The organism is Lichenicola sp. GTC18331, from assembly GCF_055386855.1.
The window spans coordinates 3,340,477-3,355,204 of the sequence record NZ_AP045015.1 but is presented as its reverse complement, the minus strand read 5'-3'; the positions used below and the strand labels follow the sequence as shown (position 1 = coordinate 3,355,204).

Here is a 14,728-nt window from a genome sequence, read left to right as displayed (position 1 = left end):
CTCAGGCTCCCAGCCTTTCGTCGGAACGCCGCGCCGGAAGCGCGCGCGGGTCGATCGGCTCGGCAGCGGCGCCGTAGCCGTCACGCGGGCGGATGAACCCGCCCAGGGCGTTGGTACCGGCACCGGTTTCGAGCTGCATCAGCTCCATCGTGTCGGCCGGCATGCGCGCATGCTGGAGGGCGATGTTCTGGCGGCGCGCCGATGGACGATCGCGCAGCGTGAGCACGATCGCGCCGATCATGGCCACCAACAGCACCAGACCGCAGGCCTGGAACAGCAGCACGTAGTCCGTATAGATCAGCCGGCCCAGGGCCTCGGTGTTGCTGATCTGCGGGCCCGGCAGCACCGGCTCCTGCACGCTCGGCACCAGCTTCAGGCGGCCGACGGTGAAGATCAGCTCGGCCAGAAGCGCCACGCCGACCGCCGCGCCCACTGGCGCATAGCGCTGCAGGCCCTCGCGGAGCTGGTTGAAGTTCACGTCCAGCATCATCACGACGAACAGGAACAGAACCGCGACCGCGCCCACGTAGACGATCACCAGGATCATCGCCAGGAACTCGGCACCCGCGATCAGGAATAGCCCGGCGGCGTTGAAGAAGCCCAGGATCAGGAACAGAACCGCGTGGACCGGATTGCGCGCGCTCACCACCATGCCGGCGCAGAGCACCAGAATGGTTGCGAACAGATAAAAGGTGATCTGCGTGATCATCGATAGGGCGCATCCATCTCGAGGCGACGCGCCAGGACGCTTTCCCAACGGTCGCCGTTCGCCAGCAGCTTGTTCTTGTCGTACATCAGCTCTTCGCGCGTTTCGGTGGCGAACTCGTAGTTCGGCCCTTCCACGATCGCGTCCACCGGGCAGGCTTCCTCGCACAGGCCGCAATAGATGCACTTGGTCATGTCGATGTCGTAGCGCGTGGTGCGGCGCGAGCCGTCATCGCGCGGCTCGGCCTCGATGGTGATCGCCTCGGCCGGGCACACCGCCTCGCAGAGCTTGCAGGCGATGCAGCGTTCCTCGCCGTTCGGATAACGGCGCAGCGCATGCTCGCCGCGGAAGCGAGGGCTCAGATGCCCCTTCTCGAACGGGTAGTTGATGGTCGCCTTCGGCTTGAACATGTAGCGCAGCGTCACGCTCAGGCCGCCGAGCAGCTCGGTGAGCAGAAACGACTTCAGGAGATTTCCGGCAGCCATCAGCCGACACCATTCGCTTGAAGCCCGGGCAGCATCCCGGTCGCCATGAGGAACCCCGCCGTCAGCACCATCCACACCAGCGAGAAGGGCAGAAACACCTTCCAGCCGAGACGCATGAGCTGGTCGTAGCGGTAGCGCGGAAAGGTCGCGCGGACCCAGATGAACATGAACAGAACGAACACGATCTTCAGGATCAGCCAGATCGGTCCCGGCACCCAGGTGAAGGGCGCAATGTTGAACGGCGCCAGCCAGCCGCCCAGGAACAGGATGCTGGTCATCGCCGACATCAGGATCATGTTCATGTACTCGCCCAGGAAGAACAGGCCGAAGGCGAGCGAGGAGTATTCCACGAAGAAGCCGGCCACGAGCTCGCTCTCGCCTTCCGGCAGATCGAACGGTGCGCGATTGGTCTCGGCCAGGGCGGAGATGAAGAAGATCACGAACATCGGCAGCATGGGCAAGCAAAACCACACATGCCGCTGCGCCAGGATGATGTCGTTCAGGTTGAGCGAGCCGACCACCAGCAGGATCGACACGATCACGAGGCCCAGCGACACCTCGTAGGACACCATCTGGGCTGCGGAACGAAGTCCGCCCAGAAAGGCGTATTTGCTGTTCGACGCCCAGCCGGCGATCAGCATGCCGTAGACGCCGAGCGAGGAGATCGCGAAGAGGTAGAGCACGCCGACATTGATGTTGGCGATCGCCCAGCCGTTATTGGTCGGGATCACCGCCCAGGCGATCATCGCCAGCGCGAAGGTGAGGAACGGCGCCAGCAGATACAGCACGCGGTTGGCACCGGTGGGGATCACCGTTTCCTTGGTCATCATCTTGATGGCGTCGGCGAAGGTCTGCAGCAGCCCGAACGGACCGACGACGTTCGGCCCTTTGCGCAGCTGCATGGAGGCCATGACCTTGCGCTCGCCATAGACCAGATAGGCCACCGCCATCAGCAGCGGCACGAGGATCGCCAGACATTCCAGCACGGTCAGGACGACCAGCCCGGCGACGGTATGGAAGAAGAAGTGTTCCACCGTCGGTTTACTCCGCCGCCTGGATGACCGGGTGCGCATACACCCGCGAACATTCGGCCATGGTCTCGCTCGCCCGGCTGATCGTGTTGGTCTGGTAGTAGTCGAACACCGGCTGCGCGAACGGAGCGTTGCCGATCGCCGACACCTCCCCGGACGGTCCGGACGCCTCCGTCGCGCCGAAGCGCGGCAGCCCCTGACGCGCGAAGACCGGATTCACCTCGGCCAGACGCCGACGCACGCCGTCCAGATCGTCATAGGGCAGCGTGTGGCCGACCACCTCTGAGAAGGCGCGCAGGATGCGCCAATCCTCGCGCGCCTCGCCCGGCGGGAACACAGACTGGAACGCGGTCTGCACCCGGCCCTCGGTGTTCACGTAGGTGCCGGATTTCTCCGTGTAGGTCGCACCCGGAAGGATCACGTCGGCCCGGGCTGCTCCGGCATCGCCGTGATGCCCCTGATACACCACGAACGTATCCGGCCCGATCCGTCCTGCGCCGATCTCGTCGGCACCCAGCAGCCACAGCACATCCACGCCGCCGCTCATCATGCCGGCCACGGAACGGCCGCCGGCACGCGGCACCAGACCGAGATCCAGCGCGGCGACGCGCGACGCCGCCTGATGCAGCACATTGAAACCATGCCAGTCCGGCAGCAGCGCACCGACCTGATGCGCCAGCGCCCAGCACGCCGCCAGCACCGCCGCACCGTCCTCGCGTGCCAGAGCCGCCTGCCCCACTACGATCATCGGACGCTTGGCGTTGCGCAACGCCTCGATGAAGCCGACCGAACCGTCCAGCAACCCGCTCAGCACCGACGGGCGGTCACCCAGCATCTCGACCGGATAGGTCAGATCGGCGCCAAGCGTGCCGACCACGCCGACCGGGAACGCCCCGGCCAGCCAGCGCTTACGGATGCGCGCATTGATGACAGGCGCCTCATGACGCGGATCGGTGCCGACCAGAAGCAGCGCGTCGGCCTCCTCGATCCCGGCGATGCCAGAATTGAAGGTATAGAACTCGCGCCGGCCCAAATCGTACTGCGCGCCGTCCTGACGGCAATCCACATTGGGCGAGCCCAGGGCGGTCATCAGGTCGCCAAGCGCCACCATGCTCTCGGCATCGCACATGTCGCCGATCACCGCGCCGATACGCTCGCCCTTCACCCCGTCGAGACGGCGGGCGATGGCCACGAACGCATCCTGCCAGCTCGCCTGACGCAGCTTGCCGTGCACACGCACCCAGGGGCGATCCAGACGCTTGCGGCGCAGACCGTCGATGGAGAAACGGCCCTTATCGGCCATCCACTCCTCGTTCACCGCGTCGTTCACGCGCGGCAGGATGCGCATCACTTCCGGACCCTTGGCGTGGATGCGGATATTCGTGCCGGTCGCGTCCATTACGTCGATGGAATCGGCTTTCCGCAGCTCCCAGGGCCGCGCCGTGTAGGCATAGGGCTTGGAGGTCAGCGCGCCGACCGGGCAGATGTCGATCAGATTGCCGCTGAGCTCGGAGGTCAGCGCCTTCTCGACATAGGTGCCGATTTCCATGTTCTCGCCGCGCGAGGTGGCGCCCAGCTCCGGCACACCGGCCACCTCGGTCGCGAAACGGACGCAGCGCGTGCACTGGATGCAGCGCGTCATCACCGTCTTCACCAGCGGACCGAGATACTTGTCCTTCACCGCACGCTTGTTCTCGGCATAGCGCGAATGATCGCCACCATAGGCGAAAGCCTGGTCCTGAAGATCGCACTCGCCGCCCTGGTCGCAGATCGGGCAGTCCAGCGGGTGGTTGATCAGCAGGAATTCCATCACCGCGCGGCGGGCGCGTCGCACCACCTCGGTGTCCGTCTTCACCACCATGCCGTCCATGACCGGATAGCCGCAGGAGGCGACCGGCTTCGGCGCCTTCTCGACCTCGACCAGGCACATGCGGCAATTGCCGGCGATCGACAGGCGCTCGTGATAGCAGAAGCGCGGGATTTCCTTGCCGGCGGCTTCGCACGCCTGCAGCACGGTCGCCCCGTTGGCGACCTCGACCTGGATCCCGTCGACGGTGACCTTCGCCATGACGCTACTCCGCCGCCACGGGAATGGGCAGGTTTTCAGGGGTGGGGGCCAGCCCGGACAGGCCATGCGCTCGCTTATACTGGGCGATGCGCGCTTCCATCTCCGGACGGAAATGCCGGATCAGCCCCTGGATCGGCCAGGCCGCCGCGTCGCCGAGCGCGCAGATGGTGTGGCCTTCGACCTGACGGGTGACCTGCTCCAGCATGTCGATCTCTTCGATCTCCGCACGCCCTTCGACCATGCGATACATCATGCGCATCATCCAGCCCGTGCCTTCGCGACACGGCGTGCACTGGCCGCAGCTCTCATGCTTGAAGAAGCGCGAAAAGCGGGCGATCGCCCGGATGATATCGGTGGACTTGTCCATCACGATCATGCCGGCAGTGCCGAGACCGGACCGTTCGGCGCGCAGGCTGTCGTAATCCATCAGCACAGTGGCGCAGGTCGAGGCCGGCAGCACCGGCACCGAACAGCCGCCCGGAATCACCGCCAGCAGATTGTCCCAGCCGCCGCGCACGCCGCCGGCATGCTTCTCGATGATCTCGCGCATCGGCACGCCGAGTTCTTCCTCGACCACGCAGGGACGGTTCACATGGCCGGAGATCGCCATCAGCTTGATTCCGGCATTGTTCGGCCGGCCCAGAGACGAGAACCACGCCCCGCCGCGACGCAGGATGGTGGACGCCACCGCGATGCTTTCCACGTTGTTCACCGTGGTCGGACAGCCGTACAGCCCCATCGCCGCCGGGAAGGGCGGCTTCATGCGCGGCATTCCCTTCTTGCCTTCGAGGCTTTCCAGCAGCGCGGTTTCCTCGCCGCAGATATAGGCGCCGGCGCCGCGATGGATATGGAAGTCGAAATCCCAGCCCGAACCGCAGGCGTTGCGGCCGATCAGACCTGCATCATACGCCTCGTCGACGGCGATCTGGAGATTGCGCGCCTCGTTGAAGAACTCGCCGCGGATGTAGATGTAGGCGGTATGCGCGCCCATCGCGAAGGAGGCGATCAGCGCGCTCTCGATCAGCTTGTGCGGCTCGTGACGCAGGATCTCGCGATCCTTGCAGGTGCCGGGCTCGCTCTCGTCGCCATTGATCACCAGATAGGCCGGACGCCCATCCGAGTTCTTCGGCATGAACGACCATTTCAGCCCGGTCGGGAAGCCCGCGCCGCCGCGGCCGCGCAGGTTGGAGGCCTTCATCTCGTTGATGATGCCGTCGCGCCCACGCGCCAGGATGGCAGCCGTATTGTCCCAATCGCCACGCTTGCGCGCGCCGGCCAGACGCCAATCGTTCTGGCCGTAGATGTTGGTGAAGATGCGGTCCTTGTCGCTCAGCATGATCGCGCCCTCACACCGTGCCCGGTTCGACCGTCGGCATCACGCCCGGCTGGCCGTCAGCATGTTCCGTGTTCGGCTCGTCCAGCAGCGTGGTCCGGCCACCCATCGGCGCCGAATTGAACCGGTCGATGGTCGGGCCGCGCTCCGGCACCTCGCCCCGCTTCAGCGCCTCGATCAGCGCCACGGTGCGGTCCGCGTCCAGATCCTCGTAGTAATCGTCGTTCACCTGGAGGATCGGCGCATTGGCGCAGGCGCCCAGGCACTCGACCTCGGTCATGGTGAACAGACCGTCCGCGCTGGTTTCCTCGAACGCATGCAGTCCGGCCGCCTTCTTGCAGGCCGACACGATGTCGTCCGAACCGCGCAGCCAGCACGGCGTCGTGGTGCACACCTGCAGGTGGTAGCGGCCCACCGGCTTGGTGTTGAACATCAGATAGAAGGTCGCCACCTCGTAGACGCGGATCGGCGGCATGCCGAGACGCGTCGCGATCACGTCCATCGCCACGCGCGGCACCCAGGCGCTGCCGGTCTGCCGGCCCATCTGCTTCTGCGCGACATAGAGCAGCGGGATCACGCCGCTGGCCTGACGCCCTTCCGGATACCTGGCCAGGATCGCGGCGATCTGCGCCTCGCTGTCGGCGTCGAAGCTGAACTGGCTCGGCTGATGATCGGACTCGGGGCGCGGCGCATGCCCGGGCGTGCCGTGACCGATATTCTCGGCGGAAAAATGACCCGACATGATCCCTACCTGTCGATCTCGCCGAACACGAGATCGAGCGATCCGATGATCGCGACCGTGTCGGCCAGCATATGGCGCCTGGAAAGCTCGTCGATCGCCTGCAGATGGGCGAAGCCGGTCGGCCTGATCTTGCAGCGATACGGGCGGTTGGACCCGTCGGCCACCAAATACACGCCGAACTCGCCCTTGGGGCTCTCCACCGCCGTGTAGGTGGAGCCCGGCGGCACGTGATAGCCCTCGGTGAACAGCTTGAAGTGGTGGATCAGCGCTTCCATCGAGCGCTTCATCTCGCTTCGGCTCGGCGGCGAGATCTTGTTGTCCTGCACCTTGACCGGGCCGGCCGGCATCTTCGCCAGACACTGTACGATGATCTTCACGCTTTCCCGCATCTCGGCGACGCGCACCAGATAGCGGTCATAGCAATCGCCGTTGCGAGCCACCGGCACCGCGAACTCGACCTGGTCGTACATATCGTAAGGCTGCGAACGGCGCAGATCCCACGGCACGCCCGAGGCACGCAGGCACGGGCCGGAGAAGCCCCAATCCAGCGCCTGCTCGGAGGTGAACACGCCGATGCCGACGTTGCGCTGCTTCCAGATCCGGTTGCCGGTCAGCATCGATTCCAGATCGTCGATGAAACGCGGGAATTCGTCGGCCCAGGCGGCGATCCGGTCGGTCAGCCCGAGAGGCAGGTCGCGCGCGACGCCGCCCGGACGGAAGTAGTTGGCATGGAACCGCGCGCCCGACGCCGCCTCGTAGAACTCGAGCAGCTTCTCGCGCTCCTCGTAGCCCCAGAGCGCCGGCGTCAGCGCGCCGCAGTCGAGGCCGAACGAGGTGATGTTCAGCAAGTGGTTCAGGATGCGCGTGATCTCGGCGAACATGGTCCGGATCCACTTGGCGCGGTCCGGGATCTCGATGCCGAGCAGCTTCTCGGTCGCCAGCGCGAAGGCCTGCTCCTCGCACATCGGCGAAACGTAATCGAGCCGATCGAAATACGGCAGCGCCTTCATATACGTCTTGTATTCGATCAGCTTCTCGGTGCCCCGGTGCAGCAGACCGATATGCGGCACCGCACGGGCGACCACCTCGCCGTCCATTTCCAGGACCAGACGCAGCACGCCGTGCGCGGACGGATGCTGCGGGCCGAAATTCAGCGAGTGGCTGTCGATCTCGACCGTGTGGAGTCGACGCCCATCCGCGGCGCCGTCCGGCAGCATGGTGTCCGGAATATCCTCGCGCAGGACGATGTCGCTCATCGGGACACGCTCCCCTTGGACGCAGCGCCGCGCCCGGCGGCGCTCTTGTCCAGATAGGACAGACCCTGCCGGGTCTCGTGCGCCTTCTCGTCGCCCGGCAGGGTCATCATCCCCTCCCATGGCGACACGAAATCGAAATTGCGGAAATCCTGGGTCAGCTTCACAGGCTCATACACCACCGCGCGGCGATCCGGATCGTAGCGGACCTCGACATAGCCGGTCAGCGGGAAGTCCTTGCGCAGCGGATGCCCCTCGAACCCGTAATCGGTCAGAATGCGACGCAGATCGGGCTGGCCGGAGAACAGCACCCCGAACAGGTCGTAGCACTCGCGCTCCCACCAGGTCGCCGCCGACCACAAATGATGGACGGACGGCACCGGAATGGTCTCGTTGGTGGTCACGATCACCCGGCAGCGCTGGTTCAGCGTCACCGAGAGCAGGTTGTAGACCACTTCGAAGCGCTCGGCCCGCTCGGGGAAATCCACCCCGCACAGATCCATCAGCTGCTCGAACCTGAAGCCCGAACCGTCGCGCAGAGCGGTCATCAGCGGCAGCAGCGAGTCGCGCGAGACGCGCACCACCAGCTCGCCCTTCTCCACCGAAGCGGAGGAAACGCCCGGAAGCTTGGTGCCGAGCGACGCGGCGAGCGCACTCAGCGAGGCCGTGCGCGCGGCCATGGCGAGCAGAGCGTCAGCCACGGAGAATGGTCCCCGTGCGGCGAATCTTTTTCTGCAATTGCAGGATTCCGTAGACGAGAGCTTCCGCCGTGGGCGGACAGCCGGGCACATACACGTCCACCGGCACGATGCGGTCGCAGCCGCGCACCACCGAATAGGAGTAATGATAGTAGCCGCCGCCATTGGCGCAGGAACCCATGGAGATCACCCAGCGCGGCTCTGCCATCTGGTCGTAGATCCGGCGCATGGCCGGCGCCATCTTGTTGGTCAGCGTGCCCGACACGATCATCACGTCAGCCTGACGCGGAGAACCGCGCGGAATGATGCCGAACCGGTCCAGATCGTAGCGCGGCATGAAGGCGTGGATCATCTCCACCGCGCAGCAGGCCAGACCGAAGGACAGCGGCCAGAGACTGCCGGTCCGGGCCCAGTTCACCAGCTTGTCGACATTGGCGACCACGAACCCCTTCTCTGCGATCTCGCCGGTGATGCCCTTGATCACCGCATCCTGTTCGGGACCGGGCGACAGCGCCTCGCGGTTCCAGGCCAGGGCCGAACCGGGGGCGGCATTGCGGTCGTCGGTCACCAGGGGAGCCTGCGCACTCATGACCTCACTCCCAGTCCAGCGCGCCCTTGCGCCACTCGTAGATGAATCCGACCGTCAGAACGCCCAGGAAGCCCAGCATCGACCAGAAACCGAACAGGCCGATCCGGCCGAGGCTGATCGCCCACGGAAACAGGAACGCCACCTCAAGGTCGAAGATGATGAACAGGATCGCGACGAGGTAGAACCGCACGTCGAACCGGCGGCGCGCATCGTCGAACGCGTCGAAGCCGCATTCATAGGCGCTGTTCTTTTCCGCGTAGGGCTTCTGCCGGCCGGCCAGCAGCGAACCGCCCAGCATCGCGGCGGACACGCCTGCGGCGATGACGATGAACACGGCGATCGGAAAATATGCGGACAGCAGGTTCTGCATGGTCTGACCGAACTCGTAGCTAAACGTCGCGACGTGCGGCGAGGACGACACACTAGTCCCCGCGAACGCATCCGCAAAGTGCAGTGCAGCATATAAAAACAACTCTTCGGCCGCTGCCGAGAATTGTGATTACTCTATGTCAAAAGGAGAAAACCAGGGCCATTCCTTGAGAAGAAAATGGCGCGAGTGACGGGGCTCGAACCCGCGACCTCCGGCGTGACAGGCCGGCGCTCTAACCAACTGAGCTACACCCGCAACTGGCGTGAGCGGCGGTTTAAAGGCCGCTCCCTCCCCCGTCAACCCACCCGAACCCACCTTTCGGTCGATTTCTCGAATGGATGTTCTGGTGGGCGGTGACGGTTTCGAACCGCCGACCCTCTCGGTGTAAACGAGACGCTCTACCGCTGAGCTAACCGCCCCGAACGAGCCCCGAATCTCGCGATCCCGACCTCGCCCGTCCGGTGGTTCTAGCAACGACCGCGACGGTTTGTCTCCCCCACCCCGGACATGCGAATCGCGCCGCACCCTTTCGGATACGGCGCGATTCGTTTCGGACACCGGCCCCGGCACCGAAGCGCCGGAATTTTCGCTTCAGTGCGGCAGAGACGCCGCGGCAGGTTGCGCTGCCGCCGTCGCGACGGGCTCGGGCGGCTCGACCCATTCGATCGCTTCCGGCTTGGCCACCAGCGCCTGGCCGATCACCTCGTCCACGTGGGCCACCGGGATCAGCTTGATGTGCTTCTTCACCGAATCGGGGATTTCGGCGAGATCCTTCTCGTTGTCCTTCGGGAAGAACACGGTGGTGATCCCGGCGCGCATCGCCGCCAGCAGCTTCTCCTTCAGGCCGCCGATCGGCAGCACGCGACCGCGCAGCGTCACTTCGCCGGTCATCGCCACGTCGCGACGCACCGGAATGCCGGTCATGACGCTGACGAGCGAGGTCGCCATGGCAATGCCGGCGGACGGACCGTCCTTCGGCGTGGCGCCCTCGGGCACGTGCACATGGAAGTCGCGCTTCTCGAACAAGGTCGGCTTGATGCCGAAATTGATCGAGCGGCTGCGGACGTAGGACAGGGCGGCGGACACGCTTTCCTGCATCACGTCGCCGAGCTTGCCGGTGGTCTTCACCACCCCCTTGCCCGGTACCATGACGCTTTCGATCGACAGGATCTCGCCGCCGACCTCGGTCCAGGCAAGGCCGGTGACGACGCCGACCATGTCCTCGCTTTCCGCCTCGCCGTAGCGGAACCGCTTCACCCCGGCATATTTCTCGAGGTTCTTTTTGGTGATCGCGACCTTCTTCACCTTGCCGGTGACGATCTCCTTCACCGCCTTGCGGGCGAGATTGGCGATCTCACGCTCGAGGTTCCGGACGCCGGCCTCGCGCGTGTAGGTCTGCACCAGCTCGCGGAGCGCGTCGTCGGAAACCGACCACTCGTCCGGCTTCAGGCTGTGCGCCTCGCCCTGCTTGTTCAGCAGATGGCGCTTGGCGATCTCCACCTTCTCGTCCTCGGTGTAGCCGGGGATGCGGATGATCTCCATGCGGTCCAGCAAAGGCTGCGGCATGTTCAGGCTGTTCGAGGTGGTGACGAACATCACGTCGGACAGGTCGTAATCGACCTCCAGGTAATGGTCGGCGAAGGAGCCGTTCTGTTCCGGGTCCAGCACTTCGAGCAGCGCCGAGGACGGATCGCCGCGCCAATCGTTGCCAAGCTTGTCGATCTCGTCGAGCAGGAAGAGCGGGTTGGAGCTCTTCGCCTTCTTCATGCCCTGGATCACCTTGCCCGGCATGGAGCCGATATAGGTGCGCCTGTGGCCGCGGACCTCCGCCTCGTCCCGCACGCCGCCTAGCGACATGCGTACGAAGTTGCGGCCGGTCGCCTTGGCGATCGACTTGCCGAGCGAGGTCTTGCCGACGCCAGGGGGCCCGACCAGACACAGGATCGGCCCTTTCAGCTTGTTGGCCCGGCTCTGAACGGCGAGATATTCGAGGATGCGCTCCTTGACCTTCTCCAGACCGTAATGGTCGTGGTCGAGCACCTTCTCGGCCTCCGCCACGTCGTTGCGGACCTTGGAGCGCTTCTTCCAGGGGATCGACAGCAGCCAGTCAAGATAGTTTCGGACCACCGTCGACTCGGCCGACATCGGGCTCATGGCGCGCAGCTTCTTCAGCTCCGCCATCGCCTTGTCGTGCGCTTCCTTGGACAGCTTGGTCTTCTTGATCCGCTCTTCGAGTTCGGAGGTCTCGTCCTTGCCGTCCTCGCCCTCACCCAGCTCCTTCTGGATCGCCTTGAGCTGCTCGTTCAGATAGTACTCGCGCTGGGTCTTCTCCATCTGCCGCTTCACGCGGTTGCGGATGCGCTTTTCGACCTGAAGAACGCCGATCTCGGCTTCCATGTGCGCGAAGACGCGCTCCAGCCGCTCGGAGACCGGCAGGGTTTCCAGCAGTTCCTGCTTCTCGGGGATCTTGAGGTTCAGGTGGCTGGCGATGGTGTCGGCGAGCTTGCTCGGCTCCTCGATCTGGTTCAGCGAAACCAGCACCTCGGGCGCAATCTTCTTATTGAGCTTGATGTACTGCTCGAACTGGCCGACCACGGTGCGGCCCAGCGCCTCGACCTCGCTGCCTTCCACCGGCGCTTCCGGCAGATCGTCCACCAGCGCCTCGAAATGGCTCTCGGTCTCGCGGAACTCGCGGATGCGCGCGCGACGCCCGCCTTCCACCAGCACCTTCACCGTGCCGTCCGGCAGCTTCAACAGCTGGAGGATCGTGCTCACCGTGCCGGTGCGATAGATGTCCTCGGCGGTGGGATCGTCCTGAGACGCGTTCTTCTGCGCCACCAGCAGGATCTGCTTGTCTTCCTTGGTGACCGCTTCCAGGGCGCGGACGGATTTCTCGCGTCCGACGAAAAGCGGCACGATCATGTGCGGAAATACGACGATGTCGCGCAGCGGCAGCACCGCCAGCGTGTCGTCGCCGAGTTGCACCGGGCCGCGCGGGGAATGGGTCGCCTGCACCGTTACCGATGCAGCCGGGGCGCCTTCAAGCGCGTCGTCATTGGCCGCATGAGCGCCTGTGTCGTCGCGCTGCGCATCGTCGTTCTCGATTTCCGTGGGGCCCTCGGGCTTCCGGTCGGATTCATCTTCCATAAAGACCTCCTGAGGACAGTCGGCGATCCGGTTCCCGATTGCGGCAAACGAGGATCACGTCGCGGGCACGATCCAACCGGCGTGCCGTCGCAAAAATGAATGTCGGGCGCCCCAGACCCGGCTGCAAGGGCCGAGGCAACGCGACGGCCTGCCGGCCGAGCGGGCAGTGGAAAAGCCGGCGTGCCCGCGCCGGCTCGTCGTTTCGTCCGCTGCTTCTCAGGCGGATTGCTCCGCCGCACGCTCCTGGCCGTAGACAAACACGGGGTCGGCCTTCGATTCGACCACCTCGCGGTTGATCACCACCTCGTCCACGTTCTCCAGCCCCGGCAGATCGAACATGGTGCCGAGCAGAATGCCCTCCATGATCGAGCGCAGGCCGCGTGCACCCGTCTTGCGGGCGATCGCCTTGGCGGCGATCTGCTTCTGCGCGTCCTCGGTGAAGGTGAGCTTCACCCCCTCCATCTGGAACAGGCGCGCATACTGCTTCACCAACGCGTTCTTGGGCTTGGTGAGGATCTCGATCAGAGCATCCTCGTCCAGATCCTCCAGCGTGGCGACCACCGGCAGACGGCCGATGAATTCCGGGATCAGGCCGAATTTCAGCAGATCCTCTGGCTCCACCTCGCGCAGGATCGCACCGGTCCGGCGCTCGTCCGGGCCCTGCACATGCGCGCCGAAACCGACGCCGGCACCCTTGCCACGTGCGCCGATGATCTTCTCCAGACCCGCGAATGCACCGCCGCAGATGAACAGCATGTTGGTGGTGTCGACCTGCAGGAACTCCTGCTGCGGATGCTTGCGGCCGCCCTGCGGCGGCACGGAGGCGACGGTGCCTTCCATGATCTTCAGCAGCGCCTGCTGCACGCCCTCGCCGCTGACGTCGCGGGTGATGGAGGGGTTGTCCGACTTGCGACTGATCTTGTCGATCTCGTCGATATAGACGATGCCGCGCTGCGCCCGCTCGACGTTGTAGTCCGCCGCCTGCAGCAGCTTGAGGATGATGTTCTCCACATCCTCACCGACATAGCCGGCTTCGGTCAGGGTGGTGGCGTCGGCCATGGTGAACGGCACGTCGAGGATGCGCGCGAGCGTCTGCGCCAGCAGCGTCTTGCCGGAGCCGGTCGGGCCTACCAGCATGATGTTGCTCTTGGCGATCTCGACGTCGTTGTTCTTCGCGCCATGGGCGAGGCGCTTGTAATGGTTGTGGACCGCGACCGAGAGCACCTTCTTGGCGTGGAACTGGCCGATCACGTAATCGTCCAGAACCTTGCAGATCTCCTTCGGCGTCGGCACCCCGTCCCGGCTCTTCACCAGATGGGTCTTGTGCTCCTCGCGAATGATGTCCATGCACAGTTCGACGCATTCGTCGCAGATGAACACGGTCGGGCCGGCGATGAGCTTGCGCACCTCATGCTGGGACTTGCCGCAGAACGAGCAGTACAGGGTGTTCTTCGAGTCTTTCGTCGCCGCCATGACCACTCCTACTCCGGGCGGAGGTGCGCGCCGCCGCGGATACAAGCTGGGGAGACTAGCGCTGCCCCAGAAACTTCATCAAGGGCGCGGTGCCCCGACATGCCCGCGCCCGCATTAAACGATCGTCAGCCGCGCCCGGCATCTTCGGTGGCCGGAGCCGGCCGGTTCTGCAGCACCTCGTCGATGATGCCGAATTCGAGCGCTTCCTGCGCGGACAGGTAGCTGTCGCGTTCCAGCTTGCGCTCGATGGCTTCCAGGGTCTGGCCGGTATGCTGCTCGTAGATCCCGTTCAGACGCGAGCGGAGATACAGGATCTCCTTGGCCTGGATCTCGATGTCGCTGGCCTGGCCCTGCGCGCCGCCGGAGGGCTGATGCACCATCACGCGGGCGTTCGGCAGCGCGACGCGCTTGCCCTTGGTGCCGGCAGCCAGCAGCAGCGAGCCCATGGAGGCGGCCTGGCCGATACAAACGGTGTTCACCGGCGCCCGAATGTACTGCATCGTGTCGTAGATCGCGAGACCGGCCGACACCACGCCGCCCGGGCTGTTGATGTAGAACGAGATGTCCTTGGCCGGATTCACGCTTTCCAGATGCAATAGCTGGGCGCAGATCACCGACGCGACCTGATCGTAGACCGGGCCGGTCAGGAAGATGATCCGGTCCTGCAGCAGACGGGAATAGATGTCGAAGGCGCGTTCGCCGCGGGAGGTCTGCTCGACCACCATCGGCACGAGGGCGCTGTTGTAAGTCTCGACGGGATCACGATCCCACATGTCAGTCATCCTGATCTGGTCGTTTGGTGCCGCACGGGGAGGCTTCCGCCCGCCGGTCGC

General features: G+C 65.0%; 13 protein-coding genes and 2 tRNA genes. All 15 read right to left on the bottom strand.

From position 1 onward, the window contains the following. Nucleotide 1: 1 nt before the first annotated feature. A complete protein-coding gene (locus ACZ5BM_RS15370) occupies nt 2–709 on the bottom strand; it encodes an NADH-quinone oxidoreductase subunit J (RefSeq protein WP_498908994.1) in 708 nt (235 codons plus the stop codon). Next, nucleotides 706–1,191, bottom strand: coding sequence for a NuoI/complex I 23 kDa subunit family protein (gene nuoI / locus ACZ5BM_RS15365; protein WP_498908993.1), 486 nt, complete (start codon nt 1,189–1,191; stop codon nt 706–708). Before nuoI ends, ACZ5BM_RS15370 begins: the two co-directional genes overlap by 4 nt. Next, on the bottom strand, nt 1,191–2,225 hold the full coding sequence (gene nuoH / locus ACZ5BM_RS15360; RefSeq protein ID WP_498908992.1) for a complex I subunit 1/NuoH family protein: 1,035 nt from the start codon (nt 2,223–2,225) through the stop codon (nt 1,191–1,193). Before nuoH ends, nuoI begins: the two co-directional genes overlap by 1 nt. 7 nt (nt 2,226–2,232) lie before the next feature. Continuing rightward, on the bottom strand, nt 2,233–4,290 hold the full coding sequence (nuoG, locus tag ACZ5BM_RS15355; RefSeq protein WP_498908991.1) for an NADH-quinone oxidoreductase subunit G family protein: 2,058 nt from the start codon (nt 4,288–4,290) through the stop codon (nt 2,233–2,235). 4 nt (nt 4,291–4,294) lie between these two features. Continuing rightward, nucleotides 4,295–5,626 (bottom strand): NADH-quinone oxidoreductase subunit NuoF, encoded by a 1,332-nt coding sequence (gene nuoF, locus ACZ5BM_RS15350; protein ID WP_498908990.1) that lies wholly within the window; start codon nt 5,624–5,626, stop codon nt 4,295–4,297. A 10-nt stretch (nt 5,627–5,636) separates the two neighbouring features. Beyond that, on the bottom strand, nt 5,637–6,365 hold the full coding sequence (locus tag ACZ5BM_RS15345; RefSeq protein WP_498908989.1) for a complex I 24 kDa subunit family protein: 729 nt from the start codon (nt 6,363–6,365) through the stop codon (nt 5,637–5,639). 5 nt (nt 6,366–6,370) lie between these two features. Next, entirely contained in the window at nt 6,371–7,621 is a 1,251-nt protein-coding gene (locus tag ACZ5BM_RS15340) for an NADH-quinone oxidoreductase subunit D (RefSeq protein ID WP_498908988.1), read from the bottom strand. Then, nucleotides 7,618–8,298 (bottom strand): complex I 30 kDa subunit family protein, encoded by a 681-nt coding sequence (locus ACZ5BM_RS15335; RefSeq protein WP_498911670.1) that lies wholly within the window; start codon nt 8,296–8,298, stop codon nt 7,618–7,620. The genes ACZ5BM_RS15340 and ACZ5BM_RS15335 overlap by 4 nt, the downstream gene beginning before the upstream one ends. A 13-nt stretch (nt 8,299–8,311) precedes the next feature. Beyond that, the gene (locus ACZ5BM_RS15330) at nt 8,312–8,905 is read right to left on the bottom strand and encodes a NuoB/complex I 20 kDa subunit family protein (RefSeq protein ID WP_498908987.1); all 594 of its coding nucleotides are present in this window, start codon (nt 8,903–8,905) and stop codon (nt 8,312–8,314) included. A 4-nt stretch (nt 8,906–8,909) separates the two neighbouring features. Next, a complete protein-coding gene (locus ACZ5BM_RS15325; RefSeq protein ID WP_422863167.1) occupies nt 8,910–9,275 on the bottom strand; it encodes an NADH-quinone oxidoreductase subunit A in 366 nt (121 codons plus the stop codon). Between the two features lie 178 nt (nt 9,276–9,453). Next, nucleotides 9,454–9,530, bottom strand: a tRNA-Asp gene (locus tag ACZ5BM_RS15320). A gap of 89 nt (nt 9,531–9,619) precedes the next feature. Beyond that, a tRNA-Val gene (locus ACZ5BM_RS15315) sits at nt 9,620–9,694 on the bottom strand. 172 nt (nt 9,695–9,866) lie between these two features. Beyond that, the gene (gene lon / locus ACZ5BM_RS15310; protein ID WP_498908986.1) at nt 9,867–12,422 is read right to left on the bottom strand and encodes an endopeptidase La; all 2,556 of its coding nucleotides are present in this window, start codon (nt 12,420–12,422) and stop codon (nt 9,867–9,869) included. Nucleotides 12,423–12,638: 216 nt separating this feature from the next. Further along, complete coding sequence (gene clpX / locus ACZ5BM_RS15305) at nt 12,639–13,895, bottom strand: ATP-dependent Clp protease ATP-binding subunit ClpX (protein WP_498908985.1); 1,257 nt, start codon at nt 13,893–13,895, stop codon at nt 12,639–12,641. 125 nt (nt 13,896–14,020) lie between these two features. Beyond that, a complete protein-coding gene (locus tag ACZ5BM_RS15300) occupies nt 14,021–14,677 on the bottom strand; it encodes an ATP-dependent Clp protease proteolytic subunit (RefSeq protein WP_498908984.1) in 657 nt (218 codons plus the stop codon). Nucleotides 14,678–14,728 lie beyond the last annotated feature (51 nt).

Excerpts from the sequence above, each read along its gene's own strand:
- ACZ5BM_RS15330 (WP_498908987.1), bottom strand. The coding sequence starts at position 8,905 with ATGAGTGCGCAGGCTCCCCTGGTGACCGACGACCGCAATGCCGCCCCC.
- ACZ5BM_RS15340 (WP_498908988.1), bottom strand. The coding sequence starts at position 7,621 with ATGAGCGACATCGTCCTGCGCGAGGATATTCCGGACACCATGCTGCCG.
- ACZ5BM_RS15300 (WP_498908984.1), bottom strand. The coding sequence starts at position 14,677 with ATGACTGACATGTGGGATCGTGATCCCGTCGAGACTTACAACAGCGCC.
- nuoI (WP_498908993.1), bottom strand. The coding sequence starts at position 1,191 with ATGGCTGCCGGAAATCTCCTGAAGTCGTTTCTGCTCACCGAGCTGCTC.
- ACZ5BM_RS15325 (WP_422863167.1), bottom strand. The coding sequence starts at position 9,275 with ATGCAGAACCTGCTGTCCGCATATTTTCCGATCGCCGTGTTCATCGTC.
- nuoG (WP_498908991.1), bottom strand. The coding sequence starts at position 4,290 with ATGGCGAAGGTCACCGTCGACGGGATCCAGGTCGAGGTCGCCAACGGG.
- ACZ5BM_RS15335 (WP_498911670.1), bottom strand. The coding sequence starts at position 8,298 with ATGGCCGCGCGCACGGCCTCGCTGAGTGCGCTCGCCGCGTCGCTCGGC.
- nuoF (WP_498908990.1), bottom strand. The coding sequence starts at position 5,626 with ATGCTGAGCGACAAGGACCGCATCTTCACCAACATCTACGGCCAGAAC.
- ACZ5BM_RS15370 (WP_498908994.1), bottom strand. The coding sequence starts at position 709 with ATGATCACGCAGATCACCTTTTATCTGTTCGCAACCATTCTGGTGCTC.
- ACZ5BM_RS15345 (WP_498908989.1), bottom strand. The coding sequence starts at position 6,365 with ATGTCGGGTCATTTTTCCGCCGAGAATATCGGTCACGGCACGCCCGGG.
- lon (WP_498908986.1), bottom strand. The coding sequence starts at position 12,422 with ATGGAAGATGAATCCGACCGGAAGCCCGAGGGCCCCACGGAAATCGAG.
- clpX (WP_498908985.1), bottom strand. The coding sequence starts at position 13,895 with ATGGCGGCGACGAAAGACTCGAAGAACACCCTGTACTGCTCGTTCTGC.